The organism is Streptomyces coeruleofuscus (assembly GCF_039532725.1).
GTDB lineage: Bacteria > Actinomycetota > Actinomycetes > Streptomycetales > Streptomycetaceae > Streptomyces > Streptomyces coeruleofuscus.
On the sequence record NZ_BAAASE010000013.1, the window covers coordinates 67,267 to 86,884 of the forward strand.

Annotated in this window: 16 protein-coding genes; 15 read left to right on the forward strand and 1 reads right to left on the reverse strand. The window is 70.0% G+C overall.

What is annotated here, in order from left to right; all coding sequences use genetic code 11:
• Window positions 1–30: 30 nt before the first annotated feature.
• From ABFX81_RS36285 to ABFX81_RS36325, 9 genes are all read left to right on the forward strand, one after another.
• Complete coding sequence (locus ABFX81_RS36285) at window positions 31–1,029, forward strand: hypothetical protein (RefSeq protein ID WP_346139254.1); 999 nt, start codon at window positions 31–33, stop codon at window positions 1,027–1,029.
• A gap of 153 nt (window positions 1,030–1,182) precedes the next feature.
• Window positions 1,183–2,568 (forward strand): nitrate/nitrite transporter, encoded by a 1,386-nt coding sequence (locus ABFX81_RS36290; RefSeq protein WP_346139255.1) that lies wholly within the window; start codon window positions 1,183–1,185, stop codon window positions 2,566–2,568.
• A gap of 116 nt (window positions 2,569–2,684) precedes the next feature.
• Entirely contained in the window at window positions 2,685–3,836 is a 1,152-nt protein-coding gene (locus ABFX81_RS36295) for a uroporphyrinogen-III synthase (RefSeq protein WP_346139256.1), read from the forward strand.
• Window positions 3,837–4,121: 285 nt separating this feature from the next.
• Window positions 4,122–4,712 carry an ABATE domain-containing protein gene (locus ABFX81_RS36300; protein WP_086841136.1) on the forward strand — a complete coding sequence of 197 codons (591 nt, stop codon included), beginning with the start codon at window positions 4,122–4,124 and terminating at the stop codon, window positions 4,710–4,712.
• A gap of 373 nt (window positions 4,713–5,085) precedes the next feature.
• Window positions 5,086–5,607, forward strand: a complete 522-nt coding sequence (locus ABFX81_RS36305; RefSeq protein ID WP_010039908.1) for a sigma-70 family RNA polymerase sigma factor — start codon at window positions 5,086–5,088, stop codon at window positions 5,605–5,607.
• On the forward strand, window positions 5,607–6,434 hold the full coding sequence (locus ABFX81_RS36310) for an anti-sigma factor family protein (protein ID WP_311772143.1): 828 nt from the start codon (window positions 5,607–5,609) through the stop codon (window positions 6,432–6,434). Before ABFX81_RS36305 ends, ABFX81_RS36310 begins: the two co-directional genes overlap by 1 nt.
• A gap of 60 nt (window positions 6,435–6,494) precedes the next feature.
• Window positions 6,495–8,780: a UvrD-helicase domain-containing protein gene (locus ABFX81_RS36315; RefSeq protein ID WP_086841132.1), complete on the forward strand. Its 2,286-nt coding sequence runs from the start codon at window positions 6,495–6,497 to the stop codon at window positions 8,778–8,780.
• A gap of 366 nt (window positions 8,781–9,146) precedes the next feature.
• A complete protein-coding gene (locus ABFX81_RS36320) occupies window positions 9,147–10,580 on the forward strand; it encodes a malic enzyme-like NAD(P)-binding protein (protein ID WP_086841130.1) in 1,434 nt (477 codons plus the stop codon).
• 339 nt (window positions 10,581–10,919) lie between these two features.
• Window positions 10,920–11,201, forward strand: coding sequence for an HU family DNA-binding protein (locus ABFX81_RS36325; protein ID WP_003990598.1), 282 nt, complete (start codon window positions 10,920–10,922; stop codon window positions 11,199–11,201).
• Between the two features lie 240 nt (window positions 11,202–11,441).
• On the opposite strand, the gene murA is transcribed toward ABFX81_RS36325, so the two are convergent.
• Window positions 11,442–12,782, reverse strand: a complete 1,341-nt coding sequence (gene murA, locus ABFX81_RS36330; protein ID WP_086841128.1) for a UDP-N-acetylglucosamine 1-carboxyvinyltransferase — start codon at window positions 12,780–12,782, stop codon at window positions 11,442–11,444.
• A gap of 252 nt (window positions 12,783–13,034) precedes the next feature.
• Between murA and ABFX81_RS36335 the strand changes: the two genes are divergently transcribed.
• From ABFX81_RS36335 to ABFX81_RS36360, 6 genes are all read left to right on the forward strand, one after another.
• Entirely contained in the window at window positions 13,035–13,607 is a 573-nt protein-coding gene (locus ABFX81_RS36335) for a YqgE/AlgH family protein (protein WP_279545604.1), read from the forward strand.
• A 29-nt stretch (window positions 13,608–13,636) separates the two neighbouring features.
• Window positions 13,637–13,918 (forward strand): DUF3039 domain-containing protein, encoded by a 282-nt coding sequence (locus ABFX81_RS36340; RefSeq protein WP_003990595.1) that lies wholly within the window; start codon window positions 13,637–13,639, stop codon window positions 13,916–13,918.
• A 211-nt stretch (window positions 13,919–14,129) separates the two neighbouring features.
• Complete coding sequence (locus ABFX81_RS36345; protein WP_086841124.1) at window positions 14,130–15,428, forward strand: extracellular solute-binding protein; 1,299 nt, start codon at window positions 14,130–14,132, stop codon at window positions 15,426–15,428.
• A 716-nt stretch (window positions 15,429–16,144) separates the two neighbouring features.
• Entirely contained in the window at window positions 16,145–17,053 is a 909-nt protein-coding gene (locus ABFX81_RS36350; protein ID WP_086850966.1) for a carbohydrate ABC transporter permease, read from the forward strand.
• Window positions 17,050–17,895 carry a carbohydrate ABC transporter permease gene (locus ABFX81_RS36355; protein WP_086850968.1) on the forward strand — a complete coding sequence of 282 codons (846 nt, stop codon included), beginning with the start codon at window positions 17,050–17,052 and terminating at the stop codon, window positions 17,893–17,895. The genes ABFX81_RS36350 and ABFX81_RS36355 overlap by 4 nt, the downstream gene beginning before the upstream one ends.
• A 1-nt stretch (window position 17,896) precedes the next feature.
• Entirely contained in the window at window positions 17,897–19,528 is a 1,632-nt protein-coding gene (locus tag ABFX81_RS36360; RefSeq protein WP_428837249.1) for a beta-N-acetylhexosaminidase, read from the forward strand.
• The last annotated feature ends 90 nt before the right edge of the window (window positions 19,529–19,618 follow it).

Genomic DNA, 19,618 nt, shown 5'->3' on the forward strand with positions numbered 1-19,618 from the left:
TGCCCAGTGGGTCTACGGGGGAGCGGTCGGATGAGTAAGCGGCAGACACAGAAGATGCTGCGGTTGATGGCGAGCGGAGAGCCGGTCGAGCTCACCAGCCCGATGGCGTCCGTGAAGAAGCTCGCCCGGCTGGCCTTCGTCGCCCAGCAGTTCGGCTACGAGTACGCGGACGTCCGGCAGAGCAGCGGCCGCAACGGCGCGCTCACCATGCTGATCCTGCCCGACCCCAGCCCGCAGGCCCGGGCCCGGGCCGCACAGAACTGGGCGCAGTACCCGGGCGCCGGCGACGGCGTCTCCCTCCCGCCGCTCGTGCCGGACGCCTTCGAGCTCCTCAAGGCCCGCATCAACTTCGACCTCACCGGCAAGAACGCCGAGAAGCGCATGGGCTACGCGGCCCTCGGCGTCACCCTCGGCTGTGTGGTCCTCGCCTTCCGCGCCGGTGGTGAGTCCTTCGACTTCGTCGTGGCGGGTGTGGTGTGGCTGCTGGTCATGGCGATCCTCGGCATCGGGCTGCTGGTCACGCGCAAGCGCAACACGAAGTTCGCCGCGCGGTTGCAGGCGGCCGGCTTCATGCCGGTGACCGATGAGAACGGGCGGCTGCGGTATCTGCCGCCCGGGGCGCAGCTGCCGGGGCAGGGCAATCCGTTCGGGGCGGGGCCGTACGGCGGCGGGCCGGGGACCGGGGCGCCGGGGTATGCCGGAGCGCCGGGGCAGGCGCCCGGGGTGCCGGGCCGGCCCGGTGGGATGCCCGCTCCGGCCGGGGGCGCCCCCGCGGGTTACGGACAGCAGGCGCCGGGGCCGTACGCCCAGCCGGGGCCGTATGCCCAGCAGGCGCCGGGCCCGTACCCCGCGCAGCCGGCCCCCGGCCCGTACCCCGCCCAGCCCGCACCGGGCCCGTACGGAGGCCAGCCCGCGCCCGGTCCCTACGGTGCTCAGCCCGCGCCCGGCCCGTACGGTGCTCAGCCCTCCGGCCCCTACAACCAGCCGTATCCTCAGCAGAACGCCCCCGGGCAGCACCCGCAACACTGACACAATGCCACCGAACCTCTCATCCCGCCCAAGGCCGGGGTGAGAGCAAAGTTCCCTCGCGGTCACCCGCTGGCACAGTCACGAAACGAGTCCTCCCTACCTTCGGGACCAGCACTCATGGAACGACCGAGTCCCGGAGCAAGTGGAGGCGTCATGACAGGCCCTGGCACGGCACCCGCACCCCCGAGCAGGGGCGGACGCTGGATCCAGCACTGGGATCCGGAGAACGAGACCTTCTGGAAGGAGACCGGGGAGAAGGTCGCCCGCCGGAACCTCTTCTTCTCCGTCCTCTCAGAGCACATCGGCTTCTCGATCTGGACCCTGTGGTCCGTACTGGTCCTCTTCATGGGCCCGGAGTACGGACTGACCCCGGCCGACAAGTTCATGCTGACCTCGATGGTCACGCTCGTCGGCGCCGTCGTCCGCGTCCCCTACACCTTCGCCGTAGCGATCTTCGGCGGCCGGAACTGGACGATCATCTCCGCCGGCCTCCTCCTCGTCCCGACCGTCGCCGCGTTCACCGTGATGGAGCCGGGCACCTCCTTCTCCACCTTCCTCCTCGTCGGCCTGCTGGCCGGCATCGGCGGCGGTAACTTCGCCTCCTCCATGACCAACATCAACGCCTTCTTCCCGCTGCGGAAGAAGGGCTGGGCCCTCGGCCTGAACGCGGGCGGCGGCAACATCGGCGTACCGGTGATCCAGCTGGCGGCGCTCGCGATCATCGGCGCCAGCGGCGGTCCTCGCGTGCTGCTCGGGATCTACATCCCGCTGATCCTCGTCGCCGCCGTCCTCGCCGCGCTCTTCATGGACAACATCGAGAACGTGAAGAACGACACCGGCGCCGCCAAGGACGCCGCGAGGGACCCGCACACCTGGATCATGTCGTTCCTCTACATCGGCACCTTCGGGTCGTTCATCGGATACAGCTTCGCCTTCGGGCAGGTCCTGACGAACCAGTTCGGACGCACCCCGCTGGAGGCGGCGTACGTCACCTTCATCGGTCCGCTCCTCGGCTCGCTGATCCGCCCCCTGGGCGGCTGGATGGCCGACAAGTACGGCGGCGCGAAGATCAGCCTGTGGAACTACGTCGGCATGGGCATCGCGACGGCGGTCCTGATCGGTGCCTCGATGGAGAAGTCGCTGTCGCTGTTCACCGTCGCGTTCGTGGTGCTGTTCGTGCTCAGCGGGCTCGGCAACGGCTCGACGTTCAAGATGATCCCGGGCATCTTCCAGAACAAGGCACTCGCCAAGGGACTGGAGGGTGAAGCGGCCGCTGCCTACGGTCGTCGCCTCTCCGGGGCCTCCATGGGACTCATCGGCGCGGTGGGCGCGCTCGGCGGCGTCGGCATCAACCTCGCCTTCCGCCAGTCCTTCCTCTCCTACGGCTCCGGCACCGGCGCCTTCGTCGCATTCCTCGCCTTCTACGCGGTCTGCTTCGCGGTCACCTGGGCCGTATACCTTCGCCGTACGGCTCCCCGGGTACCCGCCACGACGGCGACCTCGGAGGCGGAGCCGCAGCTCAGCTACGCCAGGGTGTGACGTAACACCGTCGTCATCAAGCCGATCCGAGCCTGTCACGAGCCGTTGACAGGCTCGATCGGCATGTAGGTACGCCGTACCCATCAGTACGACGACTCGAGTGCGGGACGAGAGCCATGTACGAGGAAGAACAGCGACCGGACCACGGGCCCCTGGCGGGTTTCACCGTGGGTGTGACGGCCGCGCGCCGGGCCGACGAGCTGGGCACGCTGCTCCAGCGGCGCGGAGCCGCCGTCATGCACGCCCCTGCCCTGCGGATCGTGCAGCTCGCCGACGACAGCGAGCTGCTGGGCGCGACGAAGGAGCTCATCCGCCAGGTGCCGGACATCGTGGTCGCCACGACAGCGATCGGTTTCCGGGGCTGGGTCGAGGCCGCAGACGGCTGGGGGCTCGGCGACGATCTGCTGGCACGGCTCGGCGGCGCACGGATCCTGGCGCGCGGCCCCAAGGTGAAGGGCGCGGTCCGGGCCGCCGGGCTGACGGAGGAGTGGTCGCCGTCGTCGGAGTCCATGGCGGAGGTGCTCGACCGGCTGCTGGAGGAGGGTGTCGACGGGCAGCGGATCGCGATCCAGCTGCACGGTGAGCCGCTGCCCGGGTTCGTGGAGGCGCTGCGGGAGGGCGGGGCCGAGGTCGTGGGCGTGCCCGTCTACCGGTGGATGCCGCCGGAGGACATCGCCCCGGTGGACCGCCTCCTGGACGCCACGGTCTCCCGGGGCGTGGACGCGCTGACCTTCACCAGCGCCCCGGCCGCGGCCTCCCTGCTCTCCCGTGCGGAGGAGCGCGGGATGCTCCCCGAGGTACTGGAGGCCATGAGCCACGACGTACTGCCGGCCTGCGTCGGCCCGGTCACCGCCCTGCCGTTGCAGTCCCGCGGCATCGACACGATCCAGCCCGAACGCTTCCGGCTCGGCCCCCTCGTCCAGCTCCTGTGCAAGGAACTGCCCGGCCGGGCGCGCGCCCTGCCGATCGCCGGGCACCGGGTGGAGATCCGTGGGCACGCCGTTCTGGTGGACGGCGACCTCAAGCCCGTACCGCCCGCCGGTATGTCCCTCCTGCGCGCCCTCTCCCGCCGCCCCGGCTGGGTGGTCGCCCGCGCGGAGCTCCTGCGCGCCCTGCCCGGCTCCGGCCGCGACGAACACGCGGTCGAAACGGCCATGGCCCGCCTCCGCACGGCCCTCGGCACGCCGAAACTGATCCAGACGGTGGTCAAACGTGGCTACCGCCTCGCCCTGGACCCGGCAGCGGACACGAAGTACGCGGACGCGTGACCGCGTCCGCGGGTTGAGCGAAATACCGCCACGCTGACGCCCGTGTACTGGTTGTACGCGAGCGTTCGAACGGAGTGGCGAGTGGGGGCACCTCCCACTCGCCCTCAAGACAGTGGGGGAGCGTGCCGGGCGTCGCGGGGCAGGCGGGACTTTGCGGGCACGCCCCAAGGGGTTTCCGGCGTCGCAGCGGGCAGGCACTGTAAGAGGGAACGGTTTCCCAGCCCTCTCACTGGCACCCCACCGAACCCCTCGCGACCGGGGTGCACCCTAGGCGGTGACAGGCACATGGCACTGGGTACGGCCACGGCCCCGTACGAGCTGCGGTTCGATGCCGGGCGGATCTGCCTCGATCTGCTCTCCACCACGCATCCGGAGGAACGGCTGGACTCCGTGGACGTGTTGCGCGCCTGGATCACCGGCTCCGGGCTGGTCCCGGCGGACACCGTCCTGGCCCACGTCGACGCCACCTGGCCTGCCGCCTTCCGCGAACTGCGCGGTCAGATCGACCGGTTGGTGCGCGGCTGGCCGGGATCCGGGGCCCCGGCGTACGACTTCGCACTGGCGCGCGTCAACGACCTCGCGCGTCCCGCGCCCCCCGCCCCGCGTGCCGTCCGCAGCGGAGAGGGCGAGCTCGTACGGCAGTTGGACCCACCCGGCTGCCCCGCCCTGCTCGCGGCCGTCGCCCGGGACGCCGTGGACCTGCTGACCGATCCCGTCGCCCGCGCGGCCCTGCGCCAGTGCGAGGGCGACAACTGCCCGATCGTGTACCTCGACACGTCCCGGGGGCGCCGGAGGCGCTGGTGCTCCAGCGAGGTCTGCGGGAACCGCGAACGGGTCGCCCGACATCGCCGCCGCGCGGCACTCACCCGTGCTTAAGTCCCTTTTGCCCTTCACCGCAAAGCCGTTGGGTGGTCGCTACATTCAATTTCCCTGTCCTAAATGCGACTTCTGTGGATGCACTGTCGAAGTGATTTCGATTACACGTCGTTTACCTACGCACCCGTAGGGAAAGCCTGGCTTGATCTGGTCGATGTGGCGGAAATGTAAAGAACGCGGGGTGGGAATGTGCTCCCATGTCCCCCTCGTCACGTCACTTCGAAGAAATCTGTCACGCCTCTTTGAACACCCAACAGCTCGCGTCCGTACGGCATGTGGAGCGACCGACTGGGGGAACCCCCGGACACCGGAGGTGGGCGTGCGCAAGGATTCCGTCGTGGCCAATGAACGTGCACCGAGGGCCCGACATCGCATGTCCCAGCCCTCGGAACCCGACGAGGAGCTGATGCGTGCGCTCTATCGCGAACACGCCGGACCCCTGCTCGCCTATGTCCTGCGCCTGGTCGCCGGAGACCGGCAACGCGCCGAGGACGTCGTGCAGGAGACGCTCATCCGTGCCTGGAAGAACGCCGGACAGCTCAATCGAGCGACCGGATCGGTACGCCCCTGGCTGGTGACGGTCGCCCGGCGCATCGTCATCGACGGCCACCGCAGCCGGCAGGCCCGGCCGCAGGAGGTCGACCCGTCGCCGCTGGAGGTCATCCCCGCGGAGGACGAGATCGACAAGGCGCTGTGGCTGATGACTCTGTCGGACGCACTCGACGACCTGACCCCCGCCCATCGGGAGGTGCTCGTCGAGACGTATTTCAAGGGGCGTACCGTCAATGAGGCGGCCGAGACCCTGGGCATACCCAGCGGAACCGTCCGCTCCAGGGTCTTCTACGCTCTGCGTTCCATGAAGCTGGCACTGGAGGAGCGGGGGGTGACGGCGTGATGAGTGTTTACGGGGGAAACCAGGGGTTCGGTACGGGAGGCATGGGTATGTCTGGACCCATGCAGGGATCTCCGGTGCCGAATGAGCACGAGACCGTCGGCGCCTACGCTCTCGGCATCCTCGACGACGCCGAAGCAACCGCTTTCGAAGCCCACCTCGCGACCTGCGAGTGGTGTGCCCAGCAGCTCGACGAGCTGGCCGGCATGGAGCCGATGCTCGCCGCCCTCGCCGACCTGCCCGGCTCGGGCACACCCGCGATCGGCGAGTCGCTGTCCGCGAAGCCCCGGCCGCGCCTGGTGGAGAAGCTGGTCGACGAGGTCGCCGACCGTCGCGCCCAGAAGCGCCGCCGCAGTTTCTACATGGTGGCCGCGGCCGGCGCGCTGATCATCGGCGGCCCCTTCGTCGCCGTCGCGACGAACGGCGGCGGTGACGGCGGCGGCGCCGAGAACCGCCCGCTCGCCGCGAGCCCCGCCAAGGAAGCCTTCGACGGCATCTCCGACAAGATCACGGCCACCGACCCGAACACCAAGGTCTCCGCGACCGTCGCAGTCCAGAAGAAGGACTGGGGCACCGGAATGGTCCTCGAGCTGAAGAACGTCAAGGGCCCGCTGAAGTGCGCCCTCGTCGCGGTCGGCAAGAACGGCGAGCGGGAGACCCTGTCCTCCTGGTCCGTCCCGGAATGGGGCTACGGCCTCCCGGACGCCAAGTCCGAGAAGGCCAAGGAGCCGCTGTACGTCCAGGGCGGTGCCGCCTTCGAGCCGAACGAGATCGACCACTTCGAGGTAGTGACCTTCGACGGCAAGCGGCTGGTCGAGGTCGACGCGTAGCCTTACCGGGTCCCCTTCGCGTACGGTGGACGGCTGCCCAGCACGTCAGAAGGGGGCCCGGTGGCCGCTCAGGCTCAGCAGGAAACCGCGCTCGACTCCCTGAGAGACAGAGAGATCGGCGTCGAACAGGAACACCTGGACCGGGTGTACCGGCGTCTCGAGGAGAAGATCCACGAGGCGGAGTTCCTCATGAACGACGCGGCCCAGCGCGGCCAGGTCGGAACACCCGGCGCGCTCGCCGAGCGGGACGCCCAGGTCTTCCGCGCAGGCATACACCTCAGCCGCCTGAACAACGAGTTCGAGGACTTCCTCTTCGGCCGCATCGACCTGCTGCGCGGCAAGGACGGCAAGAAGGGCCCCGACGGCGCGTACACCGCCGTCGAGCCCGCCGAGGGCGCGATCCGCGAGGACAGCACCGCCGACATCGCCGAGACGCTGCACATCGGCCGCATCGGCGTCCTCGACCAGGACTACGCCCCGCTGGTGATCGACTGGCGGGCCCCGGCCGCCGCCCCCTTCTACCGGTCGACGCCCGTGGACCCCGGCCGCGTCGTCCGCCGCCGGGTCATCCGCTCCAAGGGACGCAAGGTGCTCGGCGTCGAGGACGACCTGATGCGCCCCGAGCTGACGGCCTTCCTCGACGGCCACGAGCTGCCCGTCATCGGCGACGGCGCCCTGATGGCCGCGCTCGGCCAGGCCCGCAGCCACACCATGCGCGACATCGTCGCCTCCATCCAGGCCGAGCAGGACCTGGTCATCCGCGCCCCCGCCGCCTCCGTGACCTATGTCGAGGGCGGCCCCGGCACCGGCAAGACCGCCGTCGCCCTGCACCGCGCGGCCTACCTCCTCTACCAGGACCGCCGCCGCTACGCGGGCGGCATCCTGATCGTCTCGCCGACCCCGCTGCTCGTCGCCTACACCGAGGGCGTGCTGCCCTCCCTCGGCGAGGAGGGCCAGGTCGCCATCCGCGCCATCGGCTCCCTCGTCGACGGCGCCGAGGCCACGCTCTACGACTCCCCGTCCGTGGCCCGCGCCAAGGGCTCGTCCCGCATGCTCAAGGTGCTGCGCAAGGCCGCGCGCGGAGCCCTGGAGCTGAACGACTCACCGGCCCGGCTGCGCGTGGTCGCCTTCGGCCGCCGCCTGGAACTGGAGGCCGAGCAGCTGGCGGACATCCGCCGCGCCGCCCTCGGCGGCACCGCCCCCGTGAACCTGCTGCGCCCCCGCGCCCGCAAGCTGCTCCTGGACGCCCTGTGGGAGCAGTCCGGCGCGGCCGGCCGCCACACCGACCCGGAGCTCGCCGCCGAGCTGCGCTCCTCCTTCGACGAGGACATCACCTCCGAGGACAGCTTCATCGCCTTCCTCGACGCCTGGTGGCCCGAGCTGACCCCGGCGGCCGTCCTGGACGCCATGGCCGACGAGCGGCGCCTCGGCCGCTGGGCCCGGCGGATCCTCAACCCCGGCGAGATCCGCAAGGTCGCCCGCTCCCTCAGGCGCGACGGCCACTCGGTGCACGACATCGCGATGCTCGACGAGCTCCAGGCCATCCTCGGCGCCCCGGCCCGCCCCCGGAAGAGGCGCGAACTCGACCCGCTCGACCAGCTCACCGGCCTGGAGGAGCTGATGCCGGTGCGCGAGGAGTCGCAGCGCGAGCGCGCCGAGCGCCTCGCGCAGGAGCGCACCGAGTACGCGCACGTCATCGTCGACGAGGCCCAGGACCTCACCCCGATGCAGTGGCGCATGGTCGGCCGCCGCGGCCGGCACGCCACCTGGACGGTCGTCGGCGACCCGGCCCAGTCTTCCTGGTCCGACCCCGACGAGGCCGCCCAGGCCCGCGACGAGGCACTCGGCACCCGCCCGCGCCGCCGCTTCGAGCTCACCGTGAACTACCGCAACCCGGCCGAGATCGCCGAGCTCGCCTCGAAGGTGCTGGCCCTCGCCATGCCGGGCTCCGCGTCCCCGAAGGCGGTCCGCTCCACCGGCGTCGAGCCCCGTTTCACCGTCGTGGACGACACGTTGGCCGAAACCGTCCGCGCGGAGGCGGCCCGGCTGCTGGAGCGCGTCGACGGCACGGTCGGTGTGGTCGTCGCCATGCAGCGCCGCGAGGAGGCCCGCCGCTGGCTCGCCGGGCTCGGCGACCGGGTCGTGGCACTGGGCAGCCTGGAGGCGAAGGGCCTGGAGTACGACGCGACGGTCGTGGTCTCCCCGGCGGAGATCGCCGACGAGTCCCCGGCCGGCCTGCGCGTGCTCTACGTCGCACTGACTCGGGCCACCCAGCAGCTCACGGTCGTCTCGGCCGAACGGGACGAGCCCGACGCGACGGGAGTGCCGGACCTGCTCAGGGACTGATCCGCCCTCTCGGAGGGCCTCTTGGACGGGCCGCGCCCGGTTACCCACTTGTCGGCGAAATGAACTCCCGGTACGGGAATGGCCTTACGGGATCTGTTTGTTAGCCTGGACGTGGCACCGGCTCGATCCAAGCCCCCGGGCCCAACCATCGTCGCTACGAGCGACCACTTGCCGCGAGGCGAGCATGGCGGGTCGGTGCCACCTACTTCATAAGAGACCCACGTCCTACGTGACGTGGGTCTCTTTTTGCTGGCCTGTTCCGCGAACAAAACGTTCGCAATCGAGGGTGGCTACCTGCTACTCAGCGGTAGGTGCGACGATCGGACGGCACAACTCAGCGTCAGGTGAAAGCAGAGGAAGTCGGCCATGGCAACGGCGCCCAGCGTCTCCTACTCGATGACGGTCCGGCTGGAGGTGCCCGCGAGCGGAACCGCCGTCTCGCAGCTCACCACCGCCGTGGAGTCCTCCGGAGGCTCGGTGACCGGCCTCGACGTCACCGCTTCCGGTCACGAGAAGCTCCGTATCGACGTCACCATCGCGGCCTCGTCGACCGCGCACGCGGACGAGATCGTCGAGGAACTCCGCGGCATCGAGGGCGTCACGCTGGGCAAGGTCTCGGACCGGACCTTCCTCATGCACCTCGGCGGCAAGATCGAGATGGCGTCGAAGCACCCCATCCGCAACCGTGACGACCTGTCCATGGTCTACACGCCGGGTGTCGCCCGCGTCTGCATGGCGATCGCCGAGAACCCCGAGGACGCCCGCCGCCTCACCATCAAGCGCAACTCCGTTGCGGTCGTGACGGACGGTTCCGCCGTGCTGGGCCTGGGCAACATCGGCCCGAAGGCCGCGCTGCCCGTCATGGAGGGCAAGGCGGCCCTCTTCAAGCGGTTCGCCGGTATCGACGCCTGGCCGATCTGCCTCGACACCCAGGACACCGACGCGATCGTCGAGATCGTCAAGGCGATCGCCCCGGGCTTCGCCGGCATCAACCTGGAGGACATCTCCGCCCCCCGCTGCTTCGAGATCGAGGCCCGGCTGCGCGAGGCCCTCGACATCCCCGTCTTCCACGACGACCAGCACGGCACCGCGATCGTCGTCCTCGCCGCCCTCACGAACGCACTTCGCGTCGCGGGCAAGGCGATCGAGGACATCCGCGTCGTCATGTCCGGCGCCGGCGCGGCCGGTACGGCCATCCTGAAGCTGCTGCTGGCCGCGGGCGTCAAGAACGCCGTCGTCGCCGACATCCACGGCGTCGTGCACGCGGGCCGCGAGGACCTGGTGGACGCCGCCCCGGACTCGGCGCTGCGCTGGATCGCGGACAACACCAACCCCGAGGGCCAGACCGGCACCCTCAAGGAGGCCGTGCGCGGCGCCGACGTCTTCATCGGCGTCTCGGCCCCGAACGTCCTCGACGGCGACGACGTGGCCGCCATGGCCGAGGGTGCCATCGTGTTCGCGCTCGCGAACCCGGACCCCGAGGTCGACCCGGCAATCGCCCGCCAGACCGCGGCCGTTGTGGCCACCGGCCGTTCCGACTTCCCGAACCAGATCAACAACGTGCTGGTCTTCCCGGGTGTCTTCCGCGGTCTGCTGGACGCCCAGTCCCGCACGGTCAACACCGAGATGATGCTGGCCGCCGCGACCGCCCTCGCGGACGTGGTGACCGAGGACGAGCTGAACCCGAACTACATCATCCCGAGCGTCTTCAACGACAAGGTCGCGGGCGCGGTCGCCGGAGCGGTCCGGGAGGCCGCGAAGGCGGCGGGCGCCACGGTGAGCAGCTCGTCCGGCGTCTGAGGACGAGGCGCTCGACCCGCAGTGAGGTCCGGGGGCACCGGCCCCCGGACTGTGAGGATCCCCACGGCAACCCGGAAAACGGCGCGTCGAGGGACCACTGTCAGCGGCGGAGCCCTATCGTGGCGGCCAGGCTCAGGCCCTCTTTTCGTGTGACTCCCAAGGGTGCTCTCACGACTCCGCCGGGTGCCGGATTGGCTTTCCCGCCGCAGGTAGAGGCAGGATGCCTCCCTGGGCGCGAGGGTCTGACGACGGACCCGGGTCCGGGGACTCATGGAGGACCCTGGCAGCATCGGCTTCGATCTGACGCCTCAACGGCAAGATGAACACGGGAGTAACAACATGAACCGCAGTGAGCTGGTGGCCGCGCTGGCCGACCGCGCCGAGGTGACCCGCAAGGACGCCGACGCCGTGCTGGCCGCGTTCGCCGACGTGGTCGGCGACATCGTCTCCAAGGGGGACGAGAAGGTCACCATCCCCGGCTTCCTGACCTTCGAGCGCACCCACCGTGCCGCTCGCACCGCCCGCAACCCGCAGACCGGCGAGCCGATCCAGATTCCGGCTGGCTACAGCGTGAAGGTCTCCGCGGGCTCCAAGCTCAAGGAAGCGGCCAAGGGTAAGTGACCTGGTCGTCCGTGCGTCTCAGGACGACGTACGAGGCACAGTGACACCAAAGGGGCGGCCACCCGATCCGGGTGGCCGCCCCTTTGGGCTTCACTGCGTGTACTGACTTCGGGTGCTAGCCGAGCGCCTTGCCCGGCAGCTCGACCTTCGCCCCGAGCTCCATGAGCTTCTCCATGCTGTGCTTTCCCGGGGGACAACCCCCGGACCCCCAGCCGGGCGGGCGTTGCTCCGGGGCCGGGATCAGCCGAGCGCCTTGCCCGGCAGCTCGACCTTCGCCCCGAGCTCCATGAGCTTCTCCATGAAGTTCTCGTAGCCGCGGTTGATGAGGCCGATGCCGTGGACGCGGGACGTGCCCTGGGCCGCCAGCGCCGCGATGAGGTACGAGAAGCCGCCGCGGAGGTCGGGGATGACCAGATCGGCGCCCTGGAGCTTGGTGGGGCCGGAGACGACGGCCGAGTGGAGGAAGTTGCGCTGGCCGAAGCGGCAGTCGGAGCCGCCCAGGCACTCGCGGTAGAGCTGGATGTGGGCGCCCATCTGGTTCAGGGCGGAGGTGAAGCCGAGGCGGGACTCGTAGACCGTCTCGTGGATGATGGACAGGCCCGTGGCCTGGGTCAGGGCCACCACCAGCGGCTGCTGCCAGTCGGTCTGGAAGCCGGGGTGGACGTCCGTCTCCAGCGCGATGGACTTCAGCTGGCCGCCGGGGTGCCAGAAGCGGATGCCCTCGTCGTCGATCTCGAAGGCACCGCCCACCTTCCGGTAGGTGTTCAGGAACGTCATCATCGAGCGCTGCTGGGCGCCACGGACGTAGATGTTGCCCTCGGTCGCCAGCGCGGCGGACGCCCAGGACGCGGCCTCCAGGCGGTCGGAGAGGGCGTGGTGGGTGTAGCCGCCGAGTTTGTCGACACCGGTGACACGGATGGTCCGGTCGGTGTCCATCGCGATGATGGCGCCCATCTTCTGAAGGACGCAGATCAGGTCCTCGATCTCCGGCTCGACAGCCGCGTTCGAGAGCTCGGTGACACCCTCGGCGAGCACCGCCGTCAGCAGCACCTGCTCGGTCGCGCCCACGGACGGGTACGGCAGCCTGATCTTCGTACCCCGCAGCCGCTGCGGGGCCTCCAGGTACTGCCCGTCCGCCCGCTTCTCGATCCGCGCGCCGAACTGCCGCAGCACGTCGAAGTGGAAGTCGATGGGCCGGCCGCCGATGTCGCAGCCGCCGAGGCCCGGGATGAACGCGTGGCCGAGGCGGTGCAGAAGGGGGCCGCAGAACAGGATCGGGATACGGCTCGAACCCGCATGGGCATCGATGTCAGCGACGTTCGCGCTCTCCACGCGCGTCGGATCCATCACCAGTTCGCCGGGCGCTTCCCCCGGACGGACCGTCACACCGTGCAGCTGCAACAGACCCCGTACGACCCGTACGTCACGGATGTCCGGAACATTGCGGAGGCGGCTCGGGGCGCTGCCCAGCAGCGCTGCCACCATGGCCTTCGGTACGAGGTTCTTCGCACCGCGGACACGGATCTCGCCCTCCAGCGGGGTTCCGCCGTGGACAAGCAGGACATCGTCGTTGACGGTCATGAATCTCGCGTTCCGTGGAGTCGGGCAGGGGCCAGGAGGGAAAGGGTAATCGCCTTCCACCCCCCTTCCGTAAGCCTGAAGCAGACCCAGCCACGTCATAGCTCTGTCACAACACGAACCGTTCCGTGCCGGGCACATGGGGTCACCGTCACATCCGTGCGCGACAAACGCACCAGTGCGCCCTGAGCTGCGTCCCCTCCCGTACCCGCATTGCCTCCCCACGGAAAGGGAAGATGCGGGATCATGTCTGGCATGACCGAGGTGTCCTCGCTCACAGGGCGGTTGCTCGTGGCCACGCCCGCCCTGGCGGACCCCAACTTCGACCGCGCGGTGGTGCTGCTCCTCGACCACGACGAGGAGGGCTCTCTCGGTGTCGTCCTCAATCGCCCCACCCCGGTGGACGTGGGCGACATCCTGGAGGGCTGGGGGGACCTCGCCGGCGAACCCGGCGTCGTCTTCCAGGGCGGCCCGGTGTCGCTGGACTCGGCCCTCGGGGTCGCCGTCGTCCCCGGCGGCGCGTCCGGGGAGGCCGCACCGCTGGGCTGGCGCCGGGTGCACGGCGCGATCGGTCTGGTCGACCTGGAGGCCCCGCCGGAGCTGCTGGCCTCCGCCCTCGGCTCGCTGCGGATCTTCGCCGGGTACGCCGGCTGGGGCCCGGGCCAGCTGGAGGACGAGCTGGTGGACGGCGCGTGGTACGTCGTCGAGTCGGAGCCGGGCGACGTCTCCTCGCCGTTCCCGGAGAGACTCTGGCGCGAGGTGCTGCGCCGCCAGCGCAACGAGCTGGCGATGGTGGCGACGTACCCGGACGACCCTTCGCTCAACTGATGTCTGTGAGCTTCAGTACCCTTGGGCCTATGAGCACTCTCGAGCCCGAGCGCGGGACTGGTACGGGGACCCTCGTAGAGCCGACGCCGCAGACCTCTCACGGTGACGGTGACCACGAGCGCTTCGCCCATTACGTCCAGAAGGACAAGATCATGGCGAGCGCCCTCGACGGAACCCCCGTCGTGGCGCTGTGCGGCAAGGTCTGGGTGCCGGGCCGCGACCCGAAGAAGTACCCGGTGTGTCCCATGTGCAAGGAGATCTACGAGTCCATGAGCTCCGGCGACGACGACAAGGGCAAGGGCGACAAGTAGCCCCGGCCTGCGCGGCGTAAAGCCTCCAGGGTGCGTTTTGCGCGCCCTGGGGGCTTTTGTGCTGTTCGGGCGTTGCGCAGGATGCGTCAGCCGGTCACAGAGTGGTTGAGACCTCTTGTGGGCGTGTTCCTGCACTCCATAGCCTCCGAGGTGTTGTGCACAGCGAAACCTTCATTGCGCATGTTGCAACACTCCCTCGGAGGAGCACTCCATGAAGTTGTCCGTCCGATGTGCCGGGCTCGCCGCCCTCGCCGCTCTCCTCGCCACTGCCTGCGCCCCCCAGACCGCCACGAACTCCTCCTCCGACAAGGACGAGAAGACCGGCACGCTCCGTGTGTGGCTCTTCCAGGAGGTCGGCAACACCCCCAAGGAGAAGGTCGTCGACTCGGTCGTCGCCGCCTTCGAGAAGGCCCACAAGGGCACCGAGGTCGACGTCGAGTACATCCCCATCGACACCCGCGCCCAGCGCGTCAAGGCCGCCTTCAACGACCCCGCCTCCGCTCCCGACGTCATGGAGTACGGCAATACCGACACGGCCGGCTATGTGAAGGACGGCGGACTCCTCGACGTCACGGAGGAGTTCGGTGACTGGAGCGAGGCGAAGGACACCGACCCGACGGCCAAGCAGTCGGTGACGGTCGACGGCAAGGTCTACGGCGCCCCCTTCTACGTCGGCGTCCGCGCGCTGTACTACCGCACGGACGTCTTCGAGGAACTCGGCCTGTCCGCCCCGAAGACGATGGACGAACTGGCCTCCACCGCCCGCGAGATACGGGCCGCGAAGCCCGACCTCTACGGGCTCGTCGTCGGCGGCGCCTACACCTACGGCGCGATGCCGTTCGTCTGGGCCAACGGCGGTGAACTCGCGAGCGGCAAGGGCGGTTCGTACGCCTCCGGCCTGGACAGCCCGCAGGCGCAGAAGGGCATCAAGGCGTACACGTCCCTCTTCGGCGACGACAACTGTCCGGCTGCCAAGTGCGCGGGCATGGGCGGCAACGACACGATCTCCGCGTTCGCCGCGGGCAAGGCCGGGATGGCGATCGGCGGCGACTTCAGCCACACCGCCGTCGAGGCCGGGAAGGTCAAGGGCAAGTACGCCGTCGTCCCGCTGCCGGGTGTGAAGTCCGGCTCGATCGCACCGGCCTTCGCGGGCGGCAACAACATCGGCGTCCTGAAGAGCACCTCCCACCGCACGCTCGCGGTCGAGCTGATGGAACAGCTCGCCTCGAAGAAGACCCAGACCGAACTCTTCGACGCGATGGGCTTCCTGCCGACCTTCACGGACGTACGGCAGGACGTCGCCTCGAAGGAGCCGTTCGTGAAGCCCTTCGTGCGGACCCTCTCGGCCGGCACCAAGTTCGTCCCGGCCTCACCCGCCTGGGCCCAGATCGACTCCTCGCTCGTCCTGCCCACGATGTTCCAGGAGATCATCAGCGGCAAGAAGGACGTGGCCGCGGCCTCCGAGGACGCGGCGAAGAAGATGAACACCGCGTTCGGCTCCGCCGGGTGAGCCGGGTGAACGACCGGGGGGAATCGGCGGGGGCCGCCTTGGCGGGGAGTGATCCGGCTGGGGAGGACTTGTCCGGCGCCACGCCGGCGACGGGCGGCCTGGTGGAGGCCGAGGGTGGTTCTGCCGGGGCCGGGCCGACCGGGAGCGATACGGAGGTGGCCGACCTGGCCGGAGCCGACTCGGCTGGGGAAGAGGGGACGAGAGCGGCTGCGGCGGGAGCCGACCTGGCCGGAAGTGGCGTGCTGGGAACCGTCCCGGCCGCGGCCACTGCCGCGGGTTCTGCCCCTGTGGGGGGTGGGTCTGCGGGAGGCGGTCCGGCTGAGAGTGCCGCCGTACGATTCGCCTCTGCTGGGAGTGTCCCGGCAGGAGCCGGTCTCGCTGGGGGTGGATCTGCGGGTGCTGCCCCTGCGGGGGCCGATCCGGACCAGGCTGCCTCCGCGGGAGGCGATCCGGCCAGGGCTGTCCCTGCTGGAGCCGCCTCTGACGGGAGTGCCCCCGCGGGAGTCGCCCCGGTTGGCGTTGCCCCCGCGGGAGACGCGCGTGGTCCGACCGGTAGCCGTCCCCCGTCCGCTTCTGGGAGCGGCAGCTTGTCACTCGTGGCCAGGATCGGAGGGGGCGGGGGCGGTTCCCGTGAGGGCCGCGCTGGGTATAGCGGTGCTTCGCGGGGGCGGCCTTCGGCCAAGGGCAGCCGGGGGAGGCGGGGTGGTCGGACGGGAGTGCGGCGGGGTGTGGCCGGTACGTCGCCGCTCGCGGCCGGTGGGTGGACGCCCTGGCTGTATCTCGCGCCCGCGCTGGTCGTGCTCGGGGGGCTGCTCGTCTACCCCATCTACCAACTCGGCCTGATCTCGTTCTTCGAGTACACGCAGGCGCAGGTCAGCGGCGGGGAACCGACCGCGTTCCGGGGGTTCGCGAACTACGCCGAGTTGTTCGGGGATCCGCAGTTCTGGCAGGTGCTGCTCGCCACCGTGCTGTTCGCGGCGGCCTGTGTCGTCTCCACGCTCGCGGTCGGCTGTGCCCTCGCCGTACTGCTCACGCGCGTGCGGGCCGTACCGCGGCTCGCGCTGATGCTGGCCGCCCTGGGCGCGTGGGCGACGCCCGCGGTGACCGGCTCCACGGTCTGGCTGTTCCTCTTCGACCCGGACTTCGGCCCGGTGAACCGGATGCTGGGCCTCGGCGACCACTCGTGGACGTACGGGCGTCTCAGCGCCTTCTTCCTCGTCCTGCTCGAAGTGGTCTGGTGCTCCTTCCCGTTCGTGATGGTGACCGTGTACGCGGGGATTCGCGCCGTACCGGTCGAAGTGCTGGAGGCCGCCGCCCTGGACGGTGCCTCCCAGTGGCGGATCTGGCGATCCGTACTCGCCCCGATCCTCCGGCCGATCCTTGTCGTCGTCACCATCCAGTCGGTCATCTGGGACTTCAAGGTCTTCACCCAGATCTACGTCATGACGGGCGGCGGCGGCATCGCGGGCCAGAACCTGGTCCTGAACGTCTACGCCTACCAGCAGGCGTTCGCGTCCTCGCAGTACAGCCTCGGCTCCGCGATCGGCGTCGTGATGCTGCTGATCCTGCTCGCCGTCACGCTCGTGTACCTGCGGCTGCTGCGCCGGCAGGGGGAGGAACTGTGAACCCACTTCGCGTTCGTGTGCGCCGCCCGGGGCGGCTGGCCGCCGAGGCCTCGGCCCTGCTGGTCGCGGTCGTTGTCGCCTTTCCCCTGTACTGGATGGTGCTCAGCGCCTTCAAACCGGCCGGGGAGATCGAGTCGAGCGAGCCCAGACCATGGACTCTCGCGCCTTCTCTGGACTCCTTCCAACGCGTCTTCGGGCAGCAGGAATTCGGCCGGTACTTCCTCAACAGCCTCGTCGTCGCGGGCTGTGTGGTGATCGCCTCCGCGCTCATCGCGTTTCTCGCCGCGACCGCCGTGACACGATTCCGGTTCCGCCTCCGGACCACCTTGCTGATCATGTTTCTGGTGGCCCAGATGGTGCCCGTGGAGGCCCTGACGATCCCCCTCTTCTTCCTCATGCGGGACTTCGGCCAGCTGAACACCCTGGGCTCGCTGATCCTGCCCCACATCGCCTTCTCGCTGCCCTTCGCGATCTGGATGCTGCGGGGGTTCGTGAAAGCCGTTCCGGAGGCACTGGAGGAGGCCGCCTACATCGACGGGGCGAGCCGGGCGCGATTCCTGTGGCAGATCCTTTTCCCGCTGGTCCTGCCGGGACTCGTGGCCACCAGCGTCTTTTCCTTCATCTCCGCCTGGAACGACTTCCTCTTCGCCAAGTCGTTCATCATCAGTGACACTTCCCAGTCGACGCTGCCGATGGCGCTGCTGGTCTTCTACAAGCCCGACGACCCGGACTGGGGCGGCGTCATGGCCGCCTCCACGGTGATGACGATTCCGGTCCTGGTCTTCTTCGTACTCGTACAGCGGCGCCTGGTCTCCGGACTGGGCGGAGCGGTGAAGGACTGACGTGACTCCTCCGAACACGGACGTGATTCCGGCGCCCCTGAGCGTCGAGACCGGGGACGGTCCGGGCTTCCTCCTCGACGCGGACACCGGGATCGAGGCGGGCCCCGGCACCGAGCGGGTCGCGCGGTGGCTGCGCGCGACCGTCGGCGCGGCGACCGGTCTGCCGCTGGACCCGCACACCGGCGACGCCCGCCGCGTCCGACTGGGGATCCTGCCGGCCCTGGGCGGACCCGAGGCGTACCGCCTCACGGCCGATGCCGACCGCGTCCTCATCGAAGGGGCGAGCCCGGCGGGCCTGTTCTGGGGCGCCCAGACCTTCCGTCAGCTGCTGGGCCCCGATGCCTTTCGCCGCGCGCCGGTGACCCGCCGGCAGGAATGGGAGGTGCCCGCCGTCACCATCCACGACGCACCCCGATTCCGCTGGCGCGGCCTCATGCTCGACGTCGCCCGGCACTTCATGCCCAAGGAAGGCGTCCTGCGCTATCTCGATCTGATGGCCGCGCACAAACTCAACGTCTTCCACTTCCATCTGACGGACGACCAGGGCTGGCGCATCCAGATCGAGCGGCATCCACGGCTGACGGAGATCGGCTCCTGGCGCGCGCGGACGAAAACCGGCCACCGGGCCTCGCCGTTGTGGGAGGAGAAGCCGCACGGCGGCTACTACACCCAGGACGACATCCGGGAGATCGTCGCCTACGCCGCCGAGCGGCATATCACCGTCGTCCCCGAAATCGACGTACCCGGCCACTCGCAGGCCGCCATCGCCGCCTACCCGGAACTCGGCAACACCGACGTCATCGACACGGGCGTCCTGTCGGTCTGGGACACCTGGGGAATCAACCCGAACGTACTCGCCCCCACCGACGACACCCTGCGCTTCTACGAGGGCGTCTTCGAGGAAGTGCTGGAGCTGTTCCCGTCGGAGTTCGTCCACGTCGGCGGCGACGAATGCCCCAAGGACCAGTGGCGGCGGTCCGGGACGGCCCAGGCGCGCATCAGGGAACTCGGCCTCGCGGACGAGGACGAGCTCCAGTCCTGGTTCATCGGGCACTTCGACGCGTGGCTCGCCGCGCGCGGGCGCCGGCTGATCGGCTGGGACGAGATCCTGGAGGGCGGGCTGGCGAAGGGCGCGGCCGTGTCCTCCTGGCGCGGCTACGCCGGGGGCATCGCCGCCGCCCGGGCCGGCCACGACGTCGTCATGTGCCCCGAGCAGCAGGTGTATCTGGACCACCGTCAGGCCCCGGGCCCCGACGAGCCGGTACCGATCGGGTGGGTGCGCACCCTGGAGGACGTCTACCGGTTCGAGCCCGTGCCGCCGGAGTTGACGCCGGAGGAGGCCCGGCACGTGCTGGGCACCCAGGCCAACGTGTGGACCGAGGTGATGGAGGACCACGCACGGGTGGACTACCAGACGTTCCCCCGGCTCGCGGCCTTCGCCGAGGTCGCCTGGAGCGCCCTGCCCGTCCCGGCGGAACGGGACTTCACCGGCTTCGAACGCCGTATGGCCGCCCACTACCGGCGGCTCGACGCCCTCGGCGTCGCCTACCGGCCACCCGCCGGCCCGCTGCCCTGGCAGCGGCGCCCCGGGGTGCTGGGCCGCCCGAAGGACGGACCGCCGCCCAGCCGGTAGCACCGGGCCGTCCCTACCGAACAGCTCGAACAAGCCACGGAAAAAGCGCACAAGGGTCACCGAAAGTGCCAATGCACATGCACTGGGGAA